The organism is Lonsdalea iberica, assembly GCF_002111585.1.
GTDB lineage: Bacteria > Pseudomonadota > Gammaproteobacteria > Enterobacterales > Enterobacteriaceae > Lonsdalea > Lonsdalea iberica.
The window spans coordinates 1-24,418 of record NZ_LUTP01000046.1 but is presented as its reverse complement, the minus strand read 5'-3'; the positions used below and the strand labels follow the sequence as shown (position 1 = coordinate 24,418).

General features: G+C 52.7%; 21 protein-coding genes and 2 pseudogenes. 5 read left to right on the top strand and 18 right to left on the bottom strand.

Annotated elements, in window-relative coordinates; genetic code table 11:
• The 4 genes and pseudogenes from trbJ to AU511_RS14335 form a co-directional block, all read right to left on the bottom strand.
• Positions 1 to 571, bottom strand: a pseudogene (gene trbJ / locus AU511_RS14350) (P-type conjugative transfer protein TrbJ); the annotation flags it as partial.
• A 757-nt stretch (positions 572 to 1,328) separates the two neighbouring features.
• Positions 1,329 to 2,111 carry an ABC transporter ATPase gene (locus AU511_RS14345; protein WP_094110083.1) on the bottom strand — a complete coding sequence of 261 codons (783 nt, stop codon included), beginning with the start codon at positions 2,109 to 2,111 and terminating at the stop codon, positions 1,329 to 1,331.
• Positions 2,098 to 2,955, bottom strand: coding sequence for a helicase RepA family protein (locus AU511_RS14340; RefSeq protein ID WP_094110082.1), 858 nt, complete (start codon positions 2,953 to 2,955; stop codon positions 2,098 to 2,100). The genes AU511_RS14345 and AU511_RS14340 overlap by 14 nt, the downstream gene beginning before the upstream one ends.
• Positions 2,956 to 2,960: 5 nt before the next feature.
• Positions 2,961 to 3,191, bottom strand: a complete 231-nt coding sequence (locus tag AU511_RS14335) for a helix-turn-helix transcriptional regulator (RefSeq protein ID WP_094110081.1) — start codon at positions 3,189 to 3,191, stop codon at positions 2,961 to 2,963.
• On the opposite strand from AU511_RS14335, the gene AU511_RS14330 reads away from it, so the two are divergent.
• Positions 3,176 to 4,252 carry a LuxR family transcriptional regulator gene (locus AU511_RS14330; RefSeq protein ID WP_094110084.1) on the top strand — a complete coding sequence of 359 codons (1,077 nt, stop codon included), beginning with the start codon at positions 3,176 to 3,178 and terminating at the stop codon, positions 4,250 to 4,252. The genes AU511_RS14335 and AU511_RS14330 overlap by 16 nt on opposite strands.
• 134 nt (positions 4,253 to 4,386) lie before the next feature.
• Here the strand turns inward: AU511_RS14330 and AU511_RS14325 are convergent, their stop codons facing one another.
• From AU511_RS14325 to guaB, 4 genes and pseudogenes are all read right to left on the bottom strand, one after another.
• On the bottom strand, positions 4,387 to 5,049 hold the full coding sequence (locus AU511_RS14325; RefSeq protein ID WP_094110080.1) for a hypothetical protein: 663 nt from the start codon (positions 5,047 to 5,049) through the stop codon (positions 4,387 to 4,389).
• Positions 5,050 to 5,173: 124 nt separating this feature from the next.
• Positions 5,174 to 6,364: a tyrosine-type recombinase/integrase gene (locus tag AU511_RS14320; protein WP_094110079.1), complete on the bottom strand. Its 1,191-nt coding sequence runs from the start codon at positions 6,362 to 6,364 to the stop codon at positions 5,174 to 5,176.
• A gap of 306 nt (positions 6,365 to 6,670) precedes the next feature.
• Positions 6,671 to 8,247, bottom strand: a pseudogene (guaA, locus tag AU511_RS14315) (glutamine-hydrolyzing GMP synthase).
• Positions 8,248 to 8,341: 94 nt separating this feature from the next.
• Positions 8,342 to 9,811 carry an IMP dehydrogenase gene (gene guaB / locus AU511_RS14310; RefSeq protein WP_094110078.1) on the bottom strand — a complete coding sequence of 490 codons (1,470 nt, stop codon included), beginning with the start codon at positions 9,809 to 9,811 and terminating at the stop codon, positions 8,342 to 8,344.
• A 170-nt stretch (positions 9,812 to 9,981) separates the two neighbouring features.
• Between guaB and xseA the strand changes: the two genes are divergently transcribed.
• The 3 genes from xseA (at position 9,982) to AU511_RS14295 (ending at position 12,834) form a co-directional block, all read left to right on the top strand.
• Positions 9,982 to 11,337, top strand: a complete 1,356-nt coding sequence (gene xseA / locus AU511_RS14305) for an exodeoxyribonuclease VII large subunit (RefSeq protein ID WP_094110077.1) — start codon at positions 9,982 to 9,984, stop codon at positions 11,335 to 11,337.
• Positions 11,338 to 11,453: 116 nt separating this feature from the next.
• Complete coding sequence (locus tag AU511_RS14300; protein WP_094110076.1) at positions 11,454 to 12,515, top strand: M4 family metallopeptidase; 1,062 nt, start codon at positions 11,454 to 11,456, stop codon at positions 12,513 to 12,515.
• On the top strand, positions 12,490 to 12,834 hold the full coding sequence (locus AU511_RS14295; RefSeq protein WP_338037688.1) for a protealysin inhibitor emfourin: 345 nt from the start codon (positions 12,490 to 12,492) through the stop codon (positions 12,832 to 12,834). The genes AU511_RS14300 and AU511_RS14295 overlap by 26 nt, the downstream gene beginning before the upstream one ends.
• Positions 12,835 to 12,863: 29 nt before the next feature.
• Here AU511_RS14295 and AU511_RS14290 read toward each other — a convergent pair whose 3' ends face one another.
• The 10 genes from AU511_RS14290 to ndk form a co-directional block, all read right to left on the bottom strand.
• The gene (locus tag AU511_RS14290; RefSeq protein ID WP_094101589.1) at positions 12,864 to 13,106 is read right to left on the bottom strand and encodes a zinc ribbon domain-containing protein; all 243 of its coding nucleotides are present in this window, start codon (positions 13,104 to 13,106) and stop codon (positions 12,864 to 12,866) included.
• A gap of 113 nt (positions 13,107 to 13,219) precedes the next feature.
• A complete protein-coding gene (gene der / locus AU511_RS14285) occupies positions 13,220 to 14,713 on the bottom strand; it encodes a ribosome biogenesis GTPase Der (RefSeq protein WP_094110074.1) in 1,494 nt (497 codons plus the stop codon).
• 148 nt (positions 14,714 to 14,861) lie between these two features.
• Positions 14,862 to 16,043 (bottom strand): outer membrane protein assembly factor BamB, encoded by a 1,182-nt coding sequence (bamB, locus tag AU511_RS14280; protein WP_094101580.1) that lies wholly within the window; start codon positions 16,041 to 16,043, stop codon positions 14,862 to 14,864.
• Between the two features lie 10 nt (positions 16,044 to 16,053).
• Positions 16,054 to 16,668: a YfgM family protein gene (locus tag AU511_RS14275; protein ID WP_094101579.1), complete on the bottom strand. Its 615-nt coding sequence runs from the start codon at positions 16,666 to 16,668 to the stop codon at positions 16,054 to 16,056.
• A gap of 13 nt (positions 16,669 to 16,681) precedes the next feature.
• Entirely contained in the window at positions 16,682 to 17,956 is a 1,275-nt protein-coding gene (gene hisS / locus AU511_RS14270; RefSeq protein ID WP_094101578.1) for a histidine--tRNA ligase, read from the bottom strand.
• Positions 17,957 to 18,090: 134 nt separating this feature from the next.
• Complete coding sequence (gene ispG, locus AU511_RS14265; protein ID WP_026740089.1) at positions 18,091 to 19,212, bottom strand: flavodoxin-dependent (E)-4-hydroxy-3-methylbut-2-enyl-diphosphate synthase; 1,122 nt, start codon at positions 19,210 to 19,212, stop codon at positions 18,091 to 18,093.
• 36 nt (positions 19,213 to 19,248) lie between these two features.
• Positions 19,249 to 20,235, bottom strand: coding sequence for a cytoskeleton protein RodZ (gene rodZ / locus AU511_RS14260; protein WP_094110073.1), 987 nt, complete (start codon positions 20,233 to 20,235; stop codon positions 19,249 to 19,251).
• Positions 20,225 to 20,983, bottom strand: coding sequence for a type IV pilus biogenesis/stability protein PilW (gene pilW / locus AU511_RS14255; RefSeq protein ID WP_094110072.1), 759 nt, complete (start codon positions 20,981 to 20,983; stop codon positions 20,225 to 20,227). Before pilW ends, rodZ begins: the two co-directional genes overlap by 11 nt.
• 136 nt (positions 20,984 to 21,119) lie before the next feature.
• Positions 21,120 to 22,298, bottom strand: a complete 1,179-nt coding sequence (gene rlmN / locus AU511_RS14250; protein ID WP_094110071.1) for a dual-specificity RNA methyltransferase RlmN — start codon at positions 22,296 to 22,298, stop codon at positions 21,120 to 21,122.
• 160 nt (positions 22,299 to 22,458) lie between these two features.
• Entirely contained in the window at positions 22,459 to 22,890 is a 432-nt protein-coding gene (ndk, locus tag AU511_RS14245) for a nucleoside-diphosphate kinase (RefSeq protein ID WP_094110070.1), read from the bottom strand.
• A 398-nt stretch (positions 22,891 to 23,288) separates the two neighbouring features.
• Between ndk and sseA the strand changes: the two genes are divergently transcribed.
• The gene (gene sseA, locus AU511_RS14240; RefSeq protein ID WP_094110069.1) at positions 23,289 to 24,149 is read left to right on the top strand and encodes a 3-mercaptopyruvate sulfurtransferase; all 861 of its coding nucleotides are present in this window, start codon (positions 23,289 to 23,291) and stop codon (positions 24,147 to 24,149) included.
• The last annotated feature ends 269 nt before the right edge of the window (positions 24,150 to 24,418 follow it).

The window sequence follows — 24,418 nt, the reverse complement described above, 5'->3', positions numbered from 1 at the left end:
TGAGACTGGAGTTCTGCGACATTATCAGCATCTTGCTGCAAGGTTTGCTGCTGTTGGTCTATTACTTTGAAAACGGCATCATTCGCTTTTTTACGCGCTTCTGAATTATTCCGCTCTGCACTACGCAGTGCGTCGATCTCGGCTGAAGTACACTCAATATTACTATTAAAACAAGGAGAAGATTTATAATAGTTAAGTCCTGATAACGTTTGAGATATGAGTCCAGACTCCCGGCCTGGTTCTTGTAATAGCTAAGCGTGTCTTGAGCCTGTAGTAATTTGTTGATAGTGGAATTGGCCTGATCCCAGATATATGCTGCAGGTGCGGCAGTATTTTGCAGCATGTTTTCATACTGCTGGAGTTGAGTCTGGTACTGCTGGATTTGTTTTGCAACGGCCTGAACGTTATTGACTGCGCTGATTGTCGTTTGAACCACGTTAGTACCATCAATAACAGGAATCCCGGCTTTAGCCGCCAGAGCGATAAACGATACGGAAATGAAAAGGGCCACCGTTTTTTTAGCGGCTAAAATCCCTCTCAATGATGTAAACATCTGAACCAATAGCTTCATATTGCACCTCAATATTAACTGGTTATTTATATTGAATACTCTCACTGTTAACAGTCGCTGGCGTATGGAAAGCTGCGTCTGAGCAACAGTCATATGGCTCTCCATATCGGCGGTAGCCGATTAGCCTCGCAGAGCAGGCTTCCCTTGAGCAGCGGTGCGGCGAATGGGTAGTAGTAAAGTTGGAATACCGCCTGCGGTGGGCCTACTTTACATGTCCTCCCCCACTGTTGCCGTTGTATACCTGTGTACGTATTGTGTATTCCTGTGTACAGGATGTGTTTTCTTAAAGTATTAATGCAGGATTACTCGAATAAAAATCTGCAGCAAATGTGCTTTTTGCAAGGAAACTATATTTCTCCTGTTTGAAAATGACCTCTAGTAGTTCTATATGGGCGTCCGCCAACTGTATTTATGTTTCGATATAATGAAAGAAGCCTTTTATTGCTTATGAACTTTTTTAATTACATTGTCTGAGCATGTGCATTGCAGATTTTAGCGGCTAAAATCTGCCTCCCTATGCCCAAAGGCAGGGGCGTACCTCATATGTCATAAAATCTACCTCAAGCGTCAATATACCAAGCGTGTAGGTAATCTCTTCTTCTGGCGTACAACCATCGGCCTTTGGCCGATTCTGGATTTGAAAGCGCCTGCTCAGGCAGGTGATTTCGAAGCCTGAAGATCCTGAACGATCCTGTAAATACTGCTGAATAGTAAAAATTCGGGCCTCTGTAGCACGCTATCGGGCCGCTATAACACGCTATCGGGCCGTTGTGACACAATATCGGGCCGTTGTGACACGTTTTATCCTGGAACCGTTCAAATCAATTCCAATCTCACGCAATTGCACAGCATCTTCTTTCAATCTCCGACGGTAGTTACGTAAAGTCATATTACTATTTCCTTCACCGCACACTGCTAATATCAACGTATCCATATACCACCCTCCTAAAGGATTATTCCTATGGGTTAAGACATGACGGGCGACTGCCTGGCTAATACCATGTTGTAGCCGAGCTATGGGGCCAGGATGATAATAAAATGGCAAATCTTTTTTGAGTAACATAGCTAATGCAACACCCAGACGGACACGCCATAGACGGCGTACTCCTCCAGTCAAAGGATCAGGTCGAGTCATAGGTGATGGAACTACATGATCGATTAGCCCCCCTATTATAAAATCACCGCTTTTCTCCAGCTCTGGCGTTATAATTTCAACTGATGCGACGCGAAGATCTAAAAGCAATTTTTGTATACGGCCATAGCTATATTGTGCATCGGATAGCGTTCGACGTATTTTCGCTGGATCTACTAATAATTCGATTCCCCCATCAGAAATTTCACGACTTTGCTCGGCAACATATAATATTGTCTCCACGATATCGGCATGACGCTGCCCGAGCCGTCCGGTAACACGACAACGTCCGAAACTTGTCTCCATCCATTGTCCCTTCATCTCCTTAGGGCGCTGGCTTGGCTGGTACAAAATTACCCGGGCTTGCCATGCTGTACTAGTGGGTACCACTTTATTACCAGTTGTCATTGTCAGCGCCACTCCAGGCAGATGTTCTTTCTTTAATAAGCTTTTTATTATTCTTCAGGCTAAACGCAGTTATTCTTAACACTCCCCCCTCATGTCTCTGTAACCAACGATCTGGGGCACGCTCACCATAATTTGCTTTATTGATTCCAAATCTAACAAATTGATTTCGAATATCCTCAGAAATACCGTACGTCTTCGCTTCTAAGGTGCTCATGCCCGCTAGGTAAGATTGCCACCGTATATTATCAACCAGGACACTACTACCTCTACTTGCCTGTTGTATATCACCAACTCCCATCGTAGCAGCGCCTTTGTTTGAATGATGTAGAAATATAATCGAACACCCACTATCAGCAGCAATACCTTCTAGCTTTCCAATGACCCTGGACATTGCTCCACTATTATTCTCATCTTCATGGTGGAAACGACGAAGAGTATCCAAAATTATCAACCGTCTACCTTTTGAAATCTCATCGATCAAGTTGCTCCAATCTGGCAAGAAAATATTTGGGCACTTCCCTACCAAAGGTTTGACAAATAGTCGATCAGCTACAATCTTCTGCTGACATGCTGTTAGATATTTTCCCAAAGCATATAGACGATGGTGAACGATGGTTGCAGAGTCCTCCACAGGTAAATATGCCACTAATCCAGTTGGATAATCACCAAGGTTTAAAAGATCTACACCACAAGTAATCTGCACAGCCAGTTGTAATGCCAGCATTGACTTTCCAACGCCTCCCGGAGAAACAATCGCTCCGACAGTACCAATAGCTAAATTAGGCAAAACGTAATCAATTGGCTGTGGCGGAGCTTCAAACGCTTCCATTATGTTCAATGACATTGCTGTTACCTACCTAAAACAATACCGGGTCTGGCCGCTTTAAACATTGCTGATTTACGATCCGCAATCCACTGTTCCACTTCAGATAACTGCCATGCAACATTTCGGCTAGTAAGTGCTATACGGCGAGGAAACTCACCTCGCTGCTCAAGGTTATAAATAGTCCGGGCTGACAATGGGATCATTTCCAGAAGCGTTTTTCTGTTAATGAGCGTGCTATGTGCCTTTGGTTGCATCTGCCTTCCTCCTGTTTCCAATCAGGCCTATACAATGCCAAGCATTACCACTTGATAAAACCTATTCATTGGCTAAAATGGTTGACATGAAAATCATCCCTTGGGAAGGCTGTGACCTCACAGTTGCAGCAGCATTTAAAGTATTTGTAGAGCGTAGCTCTCCGTATTCCACATTTTCACGGCGGTATCCAATACTGCGCCTGATACAGGAAGTGATTGACCCTGCAGTAGCTGCATATAAAAATTCTTTGCCACCAAGCCATAAGGACTACATTTCTGGCGGAGGAATAGAATTTAGTGAACTACTCAAAAATGTGGGTTTTAATGTGGTAGCACGCGCACAAAGACTTCTTTTACGTCAATTCATTCTGACTTCAGATAGTCAAAACTCTCTCGATAAATGCTTTATTGCTACAATTGAGTCTCTTATTGAATTAGTCAGTGAGTGCGCATCCAAACGGCCAAAGAAATCATCACCGGCAAAAGGTGTAACTATAAATTCTCAACGTAAACTCGGTTTTTGCGAGTTCTGCGGTAACCAGACTGAATTTTCTAAATTTATTACTGAAATTTCAGAATATGCTGCTAAAGACAATGAATTCCCTTATCATGAAAAGCTGGTTTTTAGCGATCGATATTGCTCTAACCATAGACCCAGATTGACCAATGGCCAGTGGAATCCCCTTTACAGACAAGGAAAACGCTCCCTTGAACAATTCAACCAAGAACTATTAAGACTAAGGCGGCAATGTGCTAAACCAAATAAAGCTAACGCTAACTCCGGTAATGGATTAGTTGATTATTATTTTTTAAAATGGATGCTAGACAAAAATTTAACCCCAGTAGATATAGTTGATCTTAGAAATATTGCACGGTTCATGACTGATTCTAAACTGTCCGATACAAAGAAGAAAATACTTGCTTTAATACATCAGGGATTCAATCAATCGGAGGTCGCGCAGATTTTAACAAAAAATTATAACTTGCCAGTGACACGTCAAGCTGTATCCAAATCCCTGACATCTCTACGAAAAGAATTTTATATCAACAATGATCTTTGATTTTATTCTATTTGCTTACTGAAACCCCTAAAAACATACCCAGTTGTATCTTAAGGATTGATTTTTTAATTGATTCTGATTTTTTAATTGATTCTGGTATACCCCCTAAGATCAATCATATTTCACCGTCGGAACTATTTTAATTCAATATGACAATGATTATTACTATCAGCCATTCTTTGTTCAGCATTAAATTTTTTCAGATAAGCTTCCATTTCACGAGTCCATGCTGGAGTAGGTACTGAGACCACCATTAGCCAAGGAAACAACCATAAAAGCACGTAGAACATGATTAGTGGTGCGATCATTTCGGCTGAAGCATGAGAAAATATATACATAATGAATGCTACCAGTAAGATTACATTTACAATTAGCACCGCCAGAAATATACGCCAGCGAAAACAATGCCATTTCCTTTTGAACACAATTTGTCCTTCCTTTTCATTGAGCCAGTTACGCCATGGCTTGAGATAACCAGCCCGCAACCCATAGCGATCGCAAAATATGATTGCCAAATCCTGTAGGCGATAGTTATATAGCCCTGTGAGCTGGTAAAGGCTGCGCTGACGAAGCTCACGTCTTACCAGACTGATCGCATTTTTGTTCAAATATGGCTGTTCAAGCATTTTCTCCAGCCGGCGCTTCCTAAGATTGAGTAGTCCACGAAAGACGCTACCAGATTCAGCATTAATTACTCTGTGACGAACTACACCGAGTACAATATAGATTAACAGCAATATCCAGCCGGTCTTAGGGTATTGATTCATCCATTTTATAATCACAGACAACTCAGGCATTCTTACTTTTCCTTTTTATGCAGTCCAAAGAAAAACCAGTAAAGATTCTGTGAATTTTAGCGGCTAAAATTGTCCTACTGGTATAGAGACAGGAAGCATATCAACTTAACCTACTGATTATAAATTATTTACTAGCCCATTCATCAATCATATTCGCCCAATCTTGCAGCATCTCTGATCTCTGCTCACGATACTCGGCCTTATTGTAAACAGCTCGAACCCCTTTTTGTTCATGGGCAAGGCACTTCTCAATCCAGTCAGTATTATACCCGGCCTCATGTAGCAAGGTGCTGGCAGTACGCCGTAAGTCATGGGGACCAAACTTAGGCAACAACTCCCCTTCTTTCTGTGCCTGACGATACGTCAGTGTCAAAACCCGGTTTAAAGTAGCGCTACTCATAGGTGCATCGGAATCGTAGCGCGAAGGAAGGATAAAATCAGAGCTACCGGCAAAGGTTTTAAGAGCAATCAAAATATCCATTGCCTGTTGGGGAAGAAAAACCAAATGTGGATTACGTCGTTTCATCCTCTCCTTTGGTATCGTCCATAATGCTTCACTAAAATTGATCTCGTTCCAGGTCGCGTTAGTAAGCTCGCTTTTACGTACCATCGTTAACAGCAAAAGTTTAACCGCTGCTCTGATTGATGGCGTCGTTCCTACCCGTTCCATATACCGATACATCAGACCGATTTCAACTGGCGTCAATGCCCTGTCACGAGGCTCAAATTTCGCTATGCTTGCAGGCCGTACCAGATCAGCTGGATTCTCCACCTTCTGACCGCGCTCAATAGCCCAGCGATAGACTTGCAATACAATCTCTCTGGCGTGTACAGCTGTCGCCGGTGCCCCTCTCTCGACAATGTTATCGGTTAATGCACGTAAGTCTTCATGTGTAATCTCACTAAGTTTCTGCTGGGCAAATTTTGACTTCAACTCCCTTTGATATACCGAACGCCGCATATCACGCGTCGATTCAGCCATTTGATAACCGCGTAACCATTTCTCAGCCCACGCACCAAAAGTCTCCGCATCTTTGATACGCGCTTTATCTCTGGCTTTTTCCCTCGCAGGCGATCTTCCACTGGCAACCATTTTTTTGGCTTCATTGAGCCGTTCACGCGCTTCTGCAAGCGTGATCCCTCCAACACCATAGCGGCCAAAAGTAACGGTCTCCTGTCTTCCGTTTATTGAATAGTTATAACGAAATGAGATAGTTCCAGCCGGAGTGACCGCAACATACAGACCATCACGGTCATTAACTTTATAGAGTTTCTCCTTCGGCTTAAGGTGACGCAGCCTGGTGTCAGTCAACATGGTTTATTGTTTTCCTTTATCAAAAATACCATGTTGTAAAAAACTCAGAAAAGTAATTTAACTCTCTGTTTTTAATTGAGTTATAAAAAACAAATACCATAACTCAATCGAAATTTATCACATGGTACTTTTTCAAACCTGAATTCGAAATCAGAGAGTACCATCAAAAATCCCATTGAAAAAATCGTGCTTCCCGTTGCTAACAGCTGCCAGAAAGTACCAGACACAAAAACAAAAAAGCCCGCAGTTACGCGGGCTTAGAGGTACTTTACTGCTTTTACGTGCAGGCTGTTGCCAGACGTTAAATCATTCCCACTCAATCGTCGCAGGCGGTTTGCCGGAGACGTCGTAAACGACGCGGGAGATGCCATCCACTTCATTGATAATGCGGTTGGAGACACGGCCGAGGAACTCGTAAGGTAAATGCGCCCAATGTGCCGTCATGAAGTCCACCGTTTCCACCGCGCGCAGTGAGACGACCCAGTCGTACTTACGGCCGTCGCCCATTACGCCTACGGAGCGCACCGGCAGGAACACGGTGAATGCCTGGCTGACCTTCTGATACAGATCGGCCTTGTGCAGCTCTTCGATGAAGATGGCATCGGCGCAACGGAGCAGATCGCAGTACTCTTTTTTCACTTCACCCAGTACACGCACGCCCAGACCCGGTCCCGGGAACGGGTGACGGAACAGCATGTCATGCGGTAACCCCAGTTCCAGACCGATTCTGCGCACTTCATCTTTGAACAGCTCTTTCAGCGGCTCGACGAGGCCAAGCTTCATCTCTTTCGGCAGGCCGCCACATTGTGGTGGGATTTAATGACGTGCGCTTTACCGGTGGCAGAGGCTGCGGATTCGATCACATCCGGGTAGATAGTGCCCTGCGCCAGCCATTTAACGTCTGTCAGCTTGCAAGCTTCTTCATCGAAGACTTCCACAAACACGCGACCGATGGTTTTACGCTTGGCTTCCGGTTCGTCAATGCCCGACAGCGCGCTCAGGAAACGCTCCTCAGCCGGGACATGAACGATATTCAGACCGAAATGGTCGCCGAACATTTCCAGCACCTGGTCTGCTTCGTTCAGTCGCAGCAAGCCGTTGTCCACGAACACGCAGGTCAGACGGTCGCCGATGGCGCGGTGCAGCAGCATCGCGGTTACCGAGGAGTCCACGCCGCCGGACAGGCCAAGGATGACTTTATCTTCACCGACCTGTTCACGAATGCGAGAGACGGCATCGTCGATGATTTTCGCCGGCGTCCATAGCGCTTCACAGCGACAGATATCGAGGACGAAGCGTTCAAGCATGCGCTGGCCCTGGCGAGTGTGCGTGACTTCCGGGTGGAACTGTACGCCGTAAAAACGTTTTTCTTCATTCGCCATAATGGCAAACGGACAGGTATCGGTACTGGCTACGGTCTCAAAACCTTGCGGGATCGCGGTCACTTTATCGCCGTGGCTCATCCACACATCCAGCAACGGCTCGCCTGCGGCGCTGACGGTATCCTGAATATCGCGAACCAGCGCGCTGGCAGATTTTACTTCCACCTGCGCATAGCCGAACTCACGCTGATTGGAGCCTTCCACTTTCCCGCCCAACTGCATCGCCATGGTTTGCATACCGTAGCAAACGCCCAACACAGGAACACCGGCCTGGAATACATACTCAGGGGCACGCGGGCTGTTGAACTCCGTGGTGCTTTCCGGGCCACCGGAGAGAATGATGCCGTTCGGGTTGAACTCGCGAATCTGCGCTTCGGTGACATCCCATGCCCAAAGTTCGCAGTACACGCCCAGCTCACGTACGCGGCGAGCGACGAGTTGCGTATATTGCGAACCGAAATCCAGAATAAGAATGCGGTGTTGATGAATGTTTTCTGTCATGAGAGGCGTATTCCAATACGGATAGAAGCGAATGAAAAATAGAACCCGATAAATATTACCGGGTTCTGTTCGTTAAATCAGCCAGCAAAAGCGCTTAACCTAAACGGTAGTTAGGCGACTCTTTGGTAATGGTAACGTCGTGAACGTGGCTTTCCTGAATACCTGCGCCGCTGATGCGGACAAACTCAGCCTTGGTGCGCAGCGCGTCGATAGTCGGACAACCGGTCAGACCCATGCAGGAACGCAGGCCGCCCATCTGTTGATGGACAATCGCCTTGAGATAGCCTTTATAGGCGACACGGCCTTCGATACCTTCCGGTACCAGTTTATCGGCCGCATTGTCTGACTGGAAATAACGGTCTGAGGAACCTTTGGACATTGCGCCCAGAGACCCCATGCCGCGGTAAGATTTGAACGAGCGGCCCTGATAGAGTTCGATTTCGCCCGGAGATTCTTCCGTACCCGCCAGCATGGAACCGACCATCACGCAAGCTGCGCCCGCGGCGATGGCTTTGGCGATGTCGCCGGAGAAGCGGATACCGCCATCGGCAATCACCGGGATCCCCGTGCCTTCCAGCGCGGCTACCGCGTCGGAAATCGCCGTAATCTGCGGTACGCCCACGCCGGTCACGATACGCGTCGTACAGATGGAGCCGGGGCCAATGCCCACTTTCACGGCGTTAACGCCCGCTTCCGCCAGCGCCCGCGCGCCGGCGCCGGTCGCCACATTGCCGCCGATGATCGGCAGGTCGGGATATTTGGCGCGCGTGTCGCGGATGCGCTGCAACACGCCTTCGGAATGACCGTGAGAGGAGTCGATCAGCAGAACGTCGACGCCTGCGGCGACCAGCGCGTCGATGCGCTCTTCGTTACCTTCGCCCGCGCCAACGGCCGCGCCGACACGCAGACGACCGCGCTCGTCTTTACAGGCGTTCGGTTTACGTTCGGCTTTCTGGAAATCTTTTACGGTGATCATGCCCTTCAGGCGGAACTGATCGTCAACGACCAGCGCCTTCTCGATGCGGCGTTCATGCAGCTTGTGCAGCACGACTTCGCGTTCGCGCGCTTCGCTCTCACTCACCGTGACCAGACGCTCTTTCGGCGTCATCACGGCGCTGACCGGCTTGTTCATATCGGTCACGAAACGCACGTCGCGGCCGGTGATGATGCCGACCAGCTCGTTGCCTTCCGTCACCACCGGATAACCGGCGAAGCCGTTACGTGCGGTCAGATCTTTTACCTGCTGCAGGGTCGTTGCAGGAGTGACGGTCTGCGGTTCAACCACCACACCGCTTTCGTGACGCTTCACACGGCCAACTTCTTCCGCCTGACGCTCAATGGTCATGTTCTTGTGAATGAAACCCAGACCGCCTTCCTGAGCCAGCGCGATAGCCAGTGCAGATTCGGTAACCGTATCCATGGCGGCGGACAGCATAGGGATGTTCAGGCGAATGCTTTTGGTCAGTTGCGTGCCGAGATCGGCCGTGTTGGGAAGTACGGTAGAATGTGCGGGAACGAGCAGGACATCATCAAACGTCAATGCTTCTTTTGCGATACGTAACATGGGCAATATCTCACCGAGGGTGGTTGGAAGATTAGATAAAATATTGCCGCGGCATTATACAGAGCATATAGGATTGCCTCCAGCGTTTTTTATAAAAAGCCTTGCGTACCGCCCTTTGCCCGGTAGTATGGACAGATTAACCCACTGCTTTGAAACTTGATCTTTCTCTCATGCCACAGACTCCTTCTAGCGCCATTTTTACCGTCAGCCGTCTTAATCAGACGGTTAAACAACTGCTGGAAGGCGAGATGGGCCATGTCTGGCTCAGCGGAGAAATCTCCAACTTTTCCCAGCCGTCATCCGGCCACTGGTACTTCACGCTGAAAGACGAGCGTGCCCAGGTGCGCTGCGCCATGTTCCGCGGCAGCAACCGTCGCGTGACCTTTCGACCACAGAACGGTCAGCAGGTCCTCATCCGCGCCATGATTACGCTGTACGAACCGCGAGGCGACTACCAACTGCTGGCGGATAGCATGCAGCCTGCCGGCGACGGTCTGTTGCAGCAGCAGTTTGAGCAGTTGAAGCAGCGCCTGTCCGGCGAAGGATTGTTTGACCAGCAGTTCAAGCAGCCGCTGCCGAAACCGGCCAAACGCGTAGGGGTGATCACCTCCGCGAGCGGCGCCGCGTTACATGACATTTTGCAGGTGCTGCAACGACGCGATCCGTCGCTGCCGGTCATCATCTACCCGACTGCCGTGCAGGGCGCAGATGCACCGCCGCAAATCATTCGCGCCATCGAATCGGCCAATCTGCGCGATGAGTGCGATGTCCTGATCGTCGGCCGTGGCGGCGGCTCGCTGGAAGATCTTTGGAGCTTCAACGACGAACGCGTCGCCAGAGCGATTTTCGCCAGCCGCATCCCCATCGTCAGCGCCGTCGGCCATGAAACGGATGTCACCATCGCGGATTTCGTCGCGGATTTACGCGCCCCGACGCCCTCTGCCGCCGCAGAACTGGTTAGCCGCAACCAGTTGGAGCTGTTGCGTCAGGTGACAGCCCAGCGTCAACGGCTGGAAATGGCGATGGATTACTATCTGGCGCAGCGTCAGAGCCTGTTCACGCGTCTGCACCACCGCCTGCAACAGCAGCACCCTCAGCTAAGGCTGGCGCGCCAGCAAAACCGGCTTATCCGGTTGCGTCAGCGATTGGACGATGCCGTACAACTCAGATTGCGCCAAAGCCTGCGCAGGCAAGAGCACCTCCAGCAACGGTTACTGCAACAGCCGCCGCAGCCGAGAATCCACCGAGCCCAGCAACACATTCAGCAGTTGAACTATCGGCTGCAACACGCGCTCGACAAACAGATCGGACAAAACAAACAGCGCTTCGGTGAGGCCTGCTCCCACCTGCAAGCGGTCAGTCCGCTGGCCACGCTGGGCCGAGGCTACAGCGTCACCACGACCTCATCGGGCGACGTCTTGAAAAAGGCGGGCCAGATCGCCGCCGGAGACACCCTCAGCACGCGGCTGCAAGATGGGTGGGTCGAGAGCCAGGTCACCGCCATTCATTCGGCCGATAAAGCCTGATCTCGGGCTTCGTCTGAAAATGATTTCCTGAACTATACTTATCGCTCCTTTACTGGTTATCTAGGTTATGGACGTCCGCTCATACCGAGAGATATGCATCCATGTGGAGATGATGTATGAAAGCGATTCATAGCATAGTACCCCCGTATATCCTTCATCGTATCGTCAGCAACGGTTCTGACGAAGAGCGACGGCTCGCTCAGCAGACGCTAATGCACGTACAGTCGCTGATGGTCTCCGCCCAAACGCGTCCCCCCGAGCACGACACGCTCCCCGGCGGACAGGCCCACCGCCACATTCATGATGTGCAAAATCAGCAAACGCTGCCGGGAACGCTCGTTCGTGAAGAGGGCCAGGCCGCCACAGGCGATATCGCAACGGACGAGGCCTATGAATATCTGGGCGCCACCTATGATTTCTTCTGGCAGGTTTTCGGGCGTAACTCTTTAGACAACGCCGGGCTGCCGCTGCTGGGGTCTGTACACTACGGTCAGAATTATCAGAACGCCTTCTGGAATGGGCAGCAAATGGTTTTCGGCGACGGCGATGGCAAGATCTTCAACCGCTTCACCACCGCCATCGACATCATCGCCCACGAGCTGACGCACGGCGTCACGGAGAGCGAAGCGAATCTTCTCTACACTCGCCAGTCCGGCGCGCTGAACGAATCGCTGTCCGACGTCTTCGGCGCTATGGTGAAACAGTTCTATCTCAAGCAAACGGCGCAGGAGGCGGACTGGATTGTCGGCGCTGGCCTGCTGACCGAGGAGATCGACGGCAAGGGGTTAAGGTCCCTGGCCCGACCGGGAACAGCCTATGACGACCCGCTGCTCGGCACAGACCCGCAGCCAGCCCACATGCGTGATTACATTAATACCCGCGAAGATAACGGCGGCGTACACCTCAATTCCGGAATACCGAGCCGCGCCTTTTATCTGGCGGCGACCGATCTGGGCGGGTATTCGTGGGAGAAAGCGGGCGTCATCTGGTACGACGTTTTATGCGACAAATCGCTGCCGCAGAACGCCGACTTTTCACTGTTCGCCCAATACACGGTGAATCATGCAGAACAGCGCTTCAGTACGGCGGTGGCCGATACCGTGCTGCATGCCTGGCATCGGGTGGGCGTTGATACGGGTATCGCGAATGAGTATGAACGCACCACCCCACTTGACTGACGACGCCATTATCGAACTGGCGCGGGAAGGCGGCCTCGCCTGGATACCGAAATTATCCGGGCCAAGATGGGTGGTATTAGCCAAGCTGCCTCCGGAAGAGCGTCAAAAGATCTGCGCGGTTTTGCGCAGCGTACTGCCGTCATCACAGAGCGACGATCCGGCCGAACGCCCCGGCAGGGGCGATCAATTTTACTACCGGATTCACATTTTTCATGGCGATTCGGACGGCGGCGACACGCCCCCCCAGGTGTGGCTGGTTCCCGAACGGGCCGCGCCGGAACTGGACATCCTGTGGCAGAACGCACAGCCAGCGCCCTGATACCAACGGAGACGCTTCAAACCTCTGGATCAGGGGATCCCATTAGGCAGAATCGGTTGGTAGTGAAACGTCACCCGTTTCTTTGAAATCAACACCTTCTCTTGCGGACAAAAATAGTCGACCGCGCCACAGGCTTTGAGCACCTGTAGCGGCTGCCCACAGTCCGGACACAGAGGCTCACGCCGATAATCCTGTTGACACTCGGCACAGCGAAAACGCTCATCGCTGCGCTTTCTCATTTCATGCTGGCACTGTGGACATAACAAGGTCATTCCGCTCTGCTTTTCCATCGTGTTTTTCCCTCTCCTCGGTCAGGCCGTCCCGCAATAAAAACGGGGCAGAAAATATTCTGCCCCGCCGGTCCATCCTGGCACTTAAATTCGACTTATTTGCCTTTCTTGATGTGCTGCATTAAACGCTTACGTTTACGTAGCTGGTTAGGCGTCAGGGTATTTCGCTTATTTGCAAACGGGTTTTCCCCCTCTTTAAACTGGATGCGGATCGGCGTTCCCATCACCTCCAAGGAACGACGGAAGTAGTTCATCAGATAACGTTTATAAGAGTCCGCCAGATCTTTGACCTGGTTGCCGTGAATCACGACGATAGGCGGGTTATAACCCCCGGCGTGCGCATACTTCAGCTTCACGCGGCGTCCTCGCACCAGCGGCGGCTGGTGGTCATCAACGGCCATACGCATGATACGCGTCAGCAACGAAGTGCTCACACGTCGGGTCGAGCAGGTGTAAGCCTCAGTAATCGACTCAAACAGGTTACCTACGCCGCTACCGTGCAGCGCGGAGATGAAATGGATACGAGCGAAATCAATGAAGCCCAAACGCAGATCCAGCGTCTCCTTCACCTGCTCTCTCACATCCTGGGAAAGACCATCCCATTTGTTGACCACGATCACCAGCGAACGACCGCTGTTCAAAATAAAGCCCAACAGAGACAGATCCTGATCGGAGATCCCTTCGCGAGCGTCGATCACCAGCAGCACTACGTTGGCGTCTTCGATCGCCTGCAGCGTTTTGATGACGGAAAACTTCTCGACGGTTTCCGTGATCTTGCCGCGCTTACGCACCCCAGCGGTGTCGATCAGTATATATTCGCGCTCGTCACGCTGCATCGGAATGTAGATGCTGTCACGCGTCGTACCGGGCATGTCATAAACCACGACGCGGTCTTCCCCCAAAATACGGTTGGTTAGCGTCGACTTACCGACGTTAGGACGACCCACGATAGCCAGTTTTATCGGCAAAGACTCCGGATCGAAGTTGTCTTCGGCTTCGGCGTCCTCTTCGGCCTCGGTTTCGATGGCCAGCTGCTCCGCCCAATAAGCGGCATTAGCTTCCTCTTCCGTCAGTTCCTGCGGCTCTTCGTCCTTATCTTCCGCGAACGGGAGCAGCACTTTTTCCAGCAGGCCGGTGACGCCGCGGCCGTGGGATGCCGCAATCGGGTAAACTTCACCGAGGCCCAGCGAATAGAAGTCTGCCGTACCGGTATCCACGTCGATTCCGTCAATTTTGTTGGCGACCAGGAAGGTGGCCTTTTGACGGTTGCGCAGATGCTGGGCGATACCCAGATCCGCAGGCATCAACCCATCACGGGCGTCAACCATGAACAGAACGATATCGGCTTCTTCAATCGCCAGCAGAGACTGGTCCGCCATACGCGTTTCCACGCCTTCTTCGCTACCATCAATACCGCCCGTATCGATGATAATGAACTCGTTTCCTTCCACCTCGGCACGACCATACTTGCGGTCACGCGTCAGCCCAGGGAAATCCGCCACCAATGCGTCACGAGTACGCGTCAAGCGGTTAAACAGCGTGGATTTCCCCACATTCGGGCGCCCGACCAGCGCGACGACAGGTATCATTGTTACAACCTCATTGCTTATATTTCAATTCGTTACAGCGAGCATGGCTGGCTGATCATAAAACACGAAACGGCTCCTGATATCGTCAGGAGCCGTTCGACAGGTCGAAGGCCTTTATGGCGCCTTCGCCCGGAGTAAAACACGTGGACTAGCGCGTAAAGGCGTAAACCTCTCCGCCTTTAGCCTGAATCAGCAGCTTATCGCTGGCTACCACGGGATTGCTCAGGAAACCAGAGCTATCCACTTTCTGTTGAGACACAAAGCGGCCATCGGTCGTGTTGACCCAGTGCATATAGCCTTCTGCATCCGCAACCACCAGATAACCATTGTACAGCGCTGGCGCCGTAAGATTACGGTGCAACAATTCACTCTGACGCCAGATGCTCACGCCGCCGTTGGTACTCAAGGCCACGATACGGTCATCCTGATCGACCAGATAAATGCGGTCGCCGTCAACGATGAAGTCATTCACCGAGCCCAGCTCACGTTTCCACAAAATCTGTCCGGAGCGCAAGTCCAGCGCCGTCAGATTGCCGTGGTAGCCCAGCGCATAAACCACTTCGCCGACGATGACCGGCGTGGTATCAACGTCGTTCAGACGATCGATTTCGGTGGCGCCGCTCGGCTGGGAAATGCGCTGCTGCCAAATCAGTTGGCCCTGATTAATGAGCACGGCGCTCACGCGCCCGTTATCGCCGCCGACGATGGCCGCGCCAAAGGCCGTCGCAGGAGCAGACTCACCGCGCACCGACAATGACGGCATATCCAGGTTTGCCGTCCACTTAACGGCACCGTCAGATTCGTTCAGCGCCTGCAGCATACCATTGCTGGTGTGCACCAGCACTACGCCGTCGCTGATAACCGGATGGGAAGTGACTTCACCTGCGACCGGCGTTTCCCAGACCTGTGCACCGTCATCAGCATTCAGCGCGAACATCTTCGCTCTTTCGCTGCCAACGTAGACGTGGTTACCGGCAACCGAGACGCCGCCGGACAGCAGCGCCGGACGATTCGCCGACAACAGACCCGTCTTCTCAGACAGGTCCGCTTTCCATTTTTCTTCACCGTTGCTCAAGTCCAGCGCTTTGACCGTACCGCGACGGTCGGCCGCATACACGCGGCTGTCCTGCCAGGCCGGACGCAAATTGGAATAAAAATCACCGATACCGCTACCGATTGAACGACTCCAGACCTTCGTCGGCGTGAACTGATTCTCTACCTGAGGCAGAGGAGACATTTTAACGACGTCCTCTTCACGGTCGAATAGCGAACAGCCGCTCAGCAGGGCGGTTGAAACCAGTCCTACCAAAAGTGTTTTACGCAATTGCATGGAATTCCTCTTAGCTGGACAGGTTGTTCAGTTTCATTCGTAACAGGGCCTGCAGCCCCTGAGGAGGCTGAGACTCGATGCCTTTTTCGTACGCACTGCGCGCGCCCTGGTTATCACCTTTGCTGACCAGCACGTCGCCGCGAACGTCTGCAACCATCGCGGCCCAGCCTTCCGTCTTGATGGCATCCAGCGTTTTCAGCGCGTCATCCGCTTTTTTCTGTTCAAGCTGCACCCGCGCCAGGCGCAGGTTAATCAGCGTTTGCAGATCGGCGTTGTTGCTCTGAGACAGCGCCTGAGTAAGCTGCTGCTCTGCTTTGGCGAAATCTTTCAGTTCAGCGTAGTGAGCCGCCAGTTCCATGGAAGCAAGCGCGCCGTAGTTGTTCTTGTTACCCGCGGCAAACGCTTCCACCGCCGCGGTGCCCTTACCTGCCGTCAGCGTTTCGCTGGCTTGCTGATAGTCCGACGATATCTCCATCGCGCTATTGTCCTGATGGCTCTGCCAGAAACGCCAACCAACCAGCGCCCCGATACCCAGGACTACACCAACAGCCAACGCCTTGCCGTTTTCTATCAGGAAACGTCGCAGCGCATCAACCTGTTCATTTTCTGTGGTATTGACTTCCACGGTGTCTTTCTCCTCAATCCAGTAGCGTCGTCAGCCGGGCTGCAACGTCAGCCTGCGCCAGAGTTTCTTGTTCGCCGCTAGACAAGTTTTTTACTACTGCCTGTCCTGCCGCGACTTCATTTTCGCCCAGCACCAGAGCGACTCGCGCCCCGCTTTTATCCGCACGGGCAAACTGCTTTTTAAAATTGCCGCCGCCAAAGTTGGTCATCAGCTTCAATCCAGGCATCTCATCACGCAGCGATTCCGCCAGCAGCATGGCCGCGCTTTGGGTTCCCGCCCCGGAAGAAATGACGTAAACATCCACGCCCGGCAGCGCTTTAAACTCCGGATTGACCGTTTGAACCAGCAGCACTAGACGCTCTAAGCCCATCGCGAAACCAACCGCAGGCGTACTAGAACCGCCCAGCTGTTCTACCATGCCGTCGTAGCGTCCGCCGCCGCACACGGTACCCTGTGAACCAAGGCTGGTGGTTACCCATTCGAAAACGGTGCGGTTGTAATAATCCAGGCCACGGACCAGACGCGGATTAACCTTATATGGGATGCTCGCCTGCGTTAAAAGTTCACACAGGCCGTCAAAATGCTCGCGCGACTCATCGTCGAGGTAATCGGTCAGAACCGGCGCGTCGTTCAACAGCGTCTGCACATCCCGATTCTTGGAATCCAGAACGCGCAGCGGGTTGGTGTACATACGACGTTTGCAGTCTTCATCCAGGATATCCTGATGCTGTTCCAGAAACGCAATCAACGCCTCGCGGTAACGCGCGCGCGCTTCCAGCGAACCGATAGAGTTCAGTTCCAGCGAGACGTGTTCTGCAATGCCCAGTTCGCGCCACCAGCGCGCCGTCATCATGATCATTTCGGCATCGATATCCGGGCCTTTCAGGCCGAAGACTTCACAACCGAGCTGATGGAACTGACGGTAGCGACCTTTCTGAGGACGTTCATGTCGGAACATCGGGCCTGTGTACCACAGGCGCTGCTCCTGGTTGTAGAGGATACCGTGCTCGATGCCAGCGCGGACGCAGCTCGCCGTGTTCTCGGGACGCAGCGTCAAGCTGTCGCCGTTGCGGTCCTCGAACGTGTACATCTCTTTTTCTACGACGTCGGTCACTTCACCGATAGCGCGCTTGAACAGAGAGGTCTGCTCAACGATAGGCGTACGAATTTCGCCATAGCCATAGCTGGCAAGGATCTGTTTCAGGCTGGCTTCAATGCGGTGCCATAAAGCCGTATCGGCTGGCAGGTAGTCGTTCATGCCTCGGATGGCTTGGATATTTTTTGCCACGTCAGTTCTCTAATCCGTTTTCTCGAAAATAGGCCCGATTATAGAGGGAGCGGCACTGCGGCATCAATGCGCGGCCGTCGCCGTCGGGTTGGGAAGCTGTCGACAGGGCGGCATCTCGTGCGATGCCGCCGCCGTTACTTATCGACCACGTTGATGGTGATGCGGTTACTTTCGTTCAGCATCGCCGCTTTGGCGCGGATTTTAGACTCCAGCTGGTCGATCATCTGTTCATTGTCAAAACGTTCACGCTGGCGAACACCGTCTTCATAAAAGCCGCTTTTTTTGTTGCCGCCGGTCACGCCCAGCGTCGACACCAGCGCTTCGCCCGGTCCGTTGACCACACAACCGATAATCGATACGTCCATCGGCGTGATGATATCTTCCAGCCGCTGCTCCAATGCGTTAACGGTGCCGATTACGTCAAACTCCTGACGCGAGCAGGTCGGGCAGGCGATAAAGTTGATGCCGCGCGCGCGAATGCGCAGTGACTTTAGAATATCGAAACCGACTTTCACTTCTTCCACCGGGTCGGCCGCCAGCGAGATACGCAGCGTGTCGCCAATCCCTTCGGAGAGCAGCAGCCCCAGACCGATGGCGGATTTTACCGCCCCGCTCCGCGCGCCGCCCGCCTCGGTGATACCGAGATGCAGCGGCTGATCGATGCGGGATGCCAGCAGACGGTAGGACTGGACCGCCAGGAAGACGTCAGACGCCTTCACGCTGACTTTGAATTGGTCAAAATTGAGCCTGTCCAGAATATCGACGTGGCGCATGGCGGATTCGAGCAGCGCTTCCGGCGTTGGCTCACCGTACTTTTCCTGCAGGTCCTTTTCCAATGAGCCTGCGTTGACGCCGATACGGATCGGGATGTTGTTGTCCCGTGCGCAGTCCACGACGGCGCGAATCCGCTCTTCATTGCCGATATTGCCGGGGTTAATGCGCAGACAATCCACGCCGTATTCAGCGACTTTTAACGCTATGCGATAGTCAAAATGGATATCCGCAACCAGCGGCACATTCACCTGCTGTTTGATCAGCTTGAATGCCTCAGCGGCATCCATGGTGGGGACGGAGACGCGAACGATATCGACGCCTACACGTTCCAACGCTTTGATTTGATTCACCGTCGCTTCAACATTCGTTGTGCGGGTGTTCGTCATCGACTGCACCGCTATCGGCGCGCCGTCACCGACGGGCACCTTACCAACGTAAATGCGCTTTGATTTGCGACGGGTTATGGGTGCGGGGTTATTCACAACTTCACCTCCAAAATGCCGCTACCGGCCGGAAAATTACTGGCCGGCCAGCGTTAAACGTGCAACCTGATTGCTTCTGACGTACTGACTCAAATCAACCGGTTTGCCCTGATACTGAATCTGTACAGCAGCAGGAGCGCCGATTTTGAGTCGATAAGGAGGTTGTCCGCTTAGATTCAGCGAACCGCCATTGCGTTGCATACCGCTGAACAGTTTTTTGCCAGTACTATCCACTACTTCCAGCCAGCAGTCCGCAGAGAACGACATTGCTAATACATTCGATGCCGGCACGGAAGGCGCCGGAGTCTCAACAGCCGGGGCTGCGGATGAGGGCGCTGGAGAGGGTTGAGCCGGAGACGCCGTCGGCGCAGGAGCCGGCGTGACGGGAGCGACCGGCGCAGACGGATTCGTCGTTGGCGTAGAGGGGATCGCCGAAGATGCGTCGGCAGGCGGCGTCACTTCGGTAGCGGCGCCACTGTTGGCGCTATCGCCCGGTACAACTGGGCCCGGTTCGCCATTGCCCAAATCCAGCGGCTGTCCATCCTGCGAAGTCTGCGTAGCGTTCGCATGATCGACCATGGAATTGATTTCCTGCTGCTGCGCCTGATGATTCTGCCACCACCAGGCGACCGTCAACCCCAAAACGCCCAGCAAAATTAACCAGGTAAAGGTCATCAGCCAGCCGTCGCGCTTCTTGCGGCTTTTGCCCAGCGCGAGGTGCTGCATAGGGGATACATTTGAGGTGCGACTCGGCACCACGTATTTTTCCAGCATAGGCAGCAGCTCGTCTTCGGGCAGATGCACCAGCTTGGCGTAAGAACGGATATATCCACGCAGGAATGTCGGAGCAAGGCCCGCAGGCGTGTTGTCTTCTTCAATCTCACGAACGATGGAGACTTTCAGACACAACCTTTCTGCGACGACTTGCTGCGACAACCCCAAGCTTTCACGCGCCTGACGCAGTCGTTCTCCAGGCGTGGCTATGGATGATGCTGTTTTATCTTGATTGGCTTCAGTATTCATTAGCTAAGAACTGCTGGTACTGTTTAGATTGTGGAAAACTTCGCGCCAGCATCGCACCGTGACGCATCGCGTCATCGGTATCCCCCGCCAGCGCGGCGAAACGAATCTGTAGCCATAAACTTTCGGCACTCGCCGGAAATTTCGGCTGATAAATACTCAAGAGCATCCGCGTTTGTTCCGGATAGCCGGCATGCATGCGATGTTCAGCCTCCGCGAGTAGGCGTTGGCCTTTGCGCGGGTCATAGTTCAGGGCCCGGCTAAGCCGTTGCTTCGCTTCATCAGGCTGCCCAGCGTCTAAAAAACAATAACCGGCATTTTCCAGAGCATCGGCAACCTGCGGATAATCCGCGAGCTGCGCTGCGCGGCTAAACTGTTGTTGCGCCGTTACATACTGCCCTAAACCACACAGAAACGCACCGTAATTATTCAATACGTTCCCGTTCGAGGGGCTCTGTCGCAACAACTGGTGATAACGTTTTTCAGCCGCCGCGTTTTCGCCGATCTGCTGTTCGTACAGCGCCATCCCCAATTGAGTGCGATAGTCATTCGGGGACGCCTTCAAGGCGCTGAGCAGGTTACTGTGGGCGACGTCTAACTGCCCGCGCTCAAGGTACGCCAACCCCAATTGCAAACGCGTCTGCGCTTGGGGCGAGAGAGAGACTGTTTCAGCCGTGTTCACGCACCCGCTTATCATCATGCATACCGCAGTCAAACCGCACCGCCACCTTCCCTGCCGCCGTGAATTCATCTCTGACTATCCTTAGCCATTGTCTCTCGCCGAGGCAGGCGGCCCCAGCTATACGAGCCCGCCGTTACCACAGCATAGTATGATAAGCCTCTGAAATGTATTTATCATCAGTCCGGCGCTCTCGGGCCGACCACGATCATACACTTTTAACGGCTATCGTATCCTTGATCATTTTTTTCTTCATCGTTCGCTTGGTACGGTCAACGACTTCCCCAGCCAGCTGCCCGCAGGCCGCATCAATGTCGTCCCCGCGCGTTTTACGAACGATGGTGGTAAATCCGTATTCCATCAGTACCTTGGAGAAGCGGTCAACGCGGCTGTTGGAGCTGCGCCCATATGGCGCGCCGGGGAATGGGTTCCACGGGATCAGGTTGATCTTGCACGGCGTATTTTTCAGGCACTCCGCCAACTCATGCGCGTGTTCCGTTCCGTCGTTGATGTGATCCAACATGACGTATTCAATGGTGACACGTCCCTGATTGGCGTTGGACTTATCCAGATAACGCCGCACTGCCGACAAAAAGGTTTCGATATTATATTTTTTGTTAATCGGCATGATTTCGTTACGGATTTCATCGTTCGGCGCATGCAGCGAGATCGCCAGTGCGACGTCGATCATGTCGCCCAGTTTGTCCAGCGCAGGCACGACGCCGGAAGTCGACAGCGTCACGCGACGTTTCGACAGACCAAAACCGAAATCGTCCAGCATGATTTCCATCGCCGGAACCACGTTGGTCAGGTTCAGTAACGGTTCGCCCATGCCCATCATCACGACGTTAGTGATAGGACGCTGCCCGGTGACTTTGGCCGCGCCGATTATTTTCGCCGCGCGCCATACCTGGCCGATGATCTCAGAAACCCGCAGGTTACGGTTGAACCCTTGCTGCGCCGTCGAGCAGAACTTGCATTCCAACGCACAACCGACCTGAGAAGAGACGCACAACGTCGCGCGTTCATCCTCCGGGATGTAGACCGTTTCCACGCGCTGGCCGTCGACCAGGATAGCCCACTTGATCGTGCCATCGGAGGAGCGCTGCTCATCCACCACAACCGGGGCGCGAATTTCAGCGATCTCCTGCAATTTGGTGCGTAACACCTTATTGATGTCGGTCATCTCGTTGAAATCATCACAGCAGTAGTGATAGATCCACTTCATGACCTGATCGGCACGGAACGGCTTTTCTCCCATCGAGGCAAAAAAGGCGCGCATTTGCTGACGGTTTAGATCCAGCAGGTTGATTTTTTCAGTGCCCGTCGGCTTAACGGTGATAGCGTCAGACTCGGTGGCGATCGGGGATACAGTTTGCTCAGACATATTGACTCATGGCCTCGTTGTTACACGTTATGGCTCGGAAGAAGTGATAAAGGATAAAAAAACGCCCCGGCCGAGCGCCTGCTCGCTCCGGGGCGCGGCATTGTACAAAGTTTAATACAGAGGTGCCAGCGCCACTCCGCTTTTAATTCTTTGTCTCAACTTAGCGGGTGCGTGCGTATACCTCGTCCGCGCTGAAGAAATAGGCAATTTCACGTTCAGCGGATGCCAGAGAGTCCGAACCATGCACCGCATTTTCAGTCAGGCTGTCAGCATAGTCAGCGCGCAGCGTGCCCGCCAGCGCATTCTCAGGATTTGTCGCCCCCATCAGGTCGCGGTGGCGCAGCACGGCATTTTCACCTTCCAAAACCTGAACCATAATGGGACCGGAAGTCATGAATGTCACCAGACCGTCAAAGAAAGGTTTGCCCTCGTGCTCCGCATAAAAGCCTTCGGCCTGTTCGCGAGTCAGATGAAGCATTTTGGCAGCAACGATCTTGAAGCCTGCGCTTTCAAAGCGGTTGTAGATAGCGCCAATCACATTCTTGGCGACCGCATTGGGCTTAATGATAGAAAAAGTACGTTCTACCGTCATAGTGACCTCATTTGATAACTGTCTGATAACCGCCGGTTAAAAATGATGAACCCGGCACCGTAAAGTGGCGCAGATTATAGGGTTGCGCCTCCATCTTGCCTACGGTCAAATAACATTTTTTTAAAATAACGTTATCTTATCGTCCTTTTCCTATCATTATAACGCTGAATCTTTGTCTGACACTCACTCTCTGCCCTGCCTGCGGGACGGATAGCAAACAAACCACCGCGTTTCATCTGTTTCATCTATGTGAGCCGGCAACGCTCGCATTCTTGAAATAGCGTGCGCTGAAACTGACATGAGAGACAGGTTTGCGCTTGTCCGATGCTAAAAAATCGCTGACAATTCAATCCTCATCTTAATCCCGGGCTTCATCGGCAGCCCGAACAGGAGGTCTCATGTCTGTATCCGGCTCCGACATCTTTGTCACCGCCACCTGGCTAAATTCGCATCTACACGACGCTGATATCACACTGCTTGATGCGCGGATGCTTCCGCCTGGCGATACCACGCGGGATATCCAGGCCGAATATGAGGCCGAACACCTGCCAGGGGCGGCTTTTTTCGATATTGAAACGCTGTCGGATGCGACTTCGCCTCTGCCACACATGATGCCAGACAGCACATCCTTCGCTCAGGCCATGGGCGATCTGGGCGTCAGCGAAGGCCGACACTGCGTCATTTACGATGAGGGCAACTTGTTTTCAGCGCCTCGCGCTTGGTGGATGCTAAAAACGTTCGGCGTGACCAAGGTTTCTATCTTGGCTGGCGGACTGGCCGGATGGAAACAGGCGCAACTACCTTTAGAGCAGGGAAACACCGCCCATCAGCCCCGGACATTTAACGCTCGACTAGACGCAGGCGTGATCTGTCAGGCCGAGGTCGTACTGGCGATCACCCATGATCATTCCGCGCAGATTGTCGACGCTCGTCCAGTACCACGCTTCGCTGGCGATGTCGATGAGCCTCGTCCGGGACTGCGCCGCGGGCATATTCCCGGCAGCATTAACGTGCCATGGAATGAACTGGTGGCAGACGGCGCGCTGAAAACGCCGGAGGAGCTGACCGCCGTGTTTAAACAGAAGGGGATTGATATCCAACGTCCCATCGTCGCGAGCTGTGGTTCCGGCGTGACGGCCGCCGTGATCGTATTGGCGCTGTATGTGCTGAATGCCCCTCAAGTCAAACTGTACGACGGCTCCTGGGGCGAATGGGGAGGCCGAGACGACCTGCCTATTGAAACTGCCGCGGGTCGCTAAGGCCAATCCGCCAGAAGTCGAAAATAGTCTCGTAAAAAGGCCACTCAGCGTGGCCGTTACAGTGTGTTATGGGGGATACCACACACTCCGCGATATATAAGCTTCACGCCTAAAGTGGCTGAACAAGCCGCTATCACTGCCAATCATGGGGCGCGTTCGCCCACAGACAGATCGACCACTGCGCCATAGGGCTTTTGGCTTTTGGCTTTTGCAGTCAAGCGGTCAAGCGGTCAAGCGGTCAAGCGGTCAAGCGGTCAAGCGGTCAAGCG

What these genes read in the sequence shown, in the direction of transcription:
- AU511_RS14345 (WP_094110083.1), bottom strand. Translation starts at nt 2,111, where the DNA reads ATGACAACTGGTAATAAAGTGGTACCCACTAGTACAGCATGGCAAGCC.
- AU511_RS14340 (WP_094110082.1), bottom strand. Translation starts at nt 2,955, where the DNA reads ATGTCATTGAACATAATGGAAGCGTTTGAAGCTCCGCCACAGCCAATT.
- AU511_RS14335 (WP_094110081.1), bottom strand. Translation starts at nt 3,191, where the DNA reads ATGCAACCAAAGGCACATAGCACGCTCATTAACAGAAAAACGCTTCTG.
- AU511_RS14325 (WP_094110080.1), bottom strand. Translation starts at nt 5,049, where the DNA reads ATGCCTGAGTTGTCTGTGATTATAAAATGGATGAATCAATACCCTAAG.
- AU511_RS14320 (WP_094110079.1), bottom strand. Translation starts at nt 6,364, where the DNA reads ATGTTGACTGACACCAGGCTGCGTCACCTTAAGCCGAAGGAGAAACTC.
- guaB (WP_094110078.1), bottom strand. Translation starts at nt 9,811, where the DNA reads ATGTTACGTATCGCAAAAGAAGCATTGACGTTTGATGATGTCCTGCTC.
- xseA (WP_094110077.1), top strand. Translation starts at nt 9,982, where the DNA reads ATGCCACAGACTCCTTCTAGCGCCATTTTTACCGTCAGCCGTCTTAAT.
- AU511_RS14300 (WP_094110076.1), top strand. Translation starts at nt 11,454, where the DNA reads ATGAAAGCGATTCATAGCATAGTACCCCCGTATATCCTTCATCGTATC.
- AU511_RS14295 (WP_338037688.1), top strand. Translation starts at nt 12,490, where the DNA reads ATGAACGCACCACCCCACTTGACTGACGACGCCATTATCGAACTGGCG.
- AU511_RS14290 (WP_094101589.1), bottom strand. Translation starts at nt 13,106, where the DNA reads ATGACCTTGTTATGTCCACAGTGCCAGCATGAAATGAGAAAGCGCAGC.
- der (WP_094110074.1), bottom strand. Translation starts at nt 14,713, where the DNA reads ATGATACCTGTCGTCGCGCTGGTCGGGCGCCCGAATGTGGGGAAATCC.
- bamB (WP_094101580.1), bottom strand. Translation starts at nt 16,043, where the DNA reads ATGCAATTGCGTAAAACACTTTTGGTAGGACTGGTTTCAACCGCCCTG.
- rodZ (WP_094110073.1), bottom strand. Translation starts at nt 20,235, where the DNA reads ATGAATACTGAAGCCAATCAAGATAAAACAGCATCATCCATAGCCACG.
- pilW (WP_094110072.1), bottom strand. Translation starts at nt 20,983, where the DNA reads ATGAATTCACGGCGGCAGGGAAGGTGGCGGTGCGGTTTGACTGCGGTA.
- rlmN (WP_094110071.1), bottom strand. Translation starts at nt 22,298, where the DNA reads ATGTCTGAGCAAACTGTATCCCCGATCGCCACCGAGTCTGACGCTATC.
- ndk (WP_094110070.1), bottom strand. Translation starts at nt 22,890, where the DNA reads ATGACGGTAGAACGTACTTTTTCTATCATTAAGCCCAATGCGGTCGCC.
- sseA (WP_094110069.1), top strand. Translation starts at nt 23,289, where the DNA reads ATGTCTGTATCCGGCTCCGACATCTTTGTCACCGCCACCTGGCTAAAT.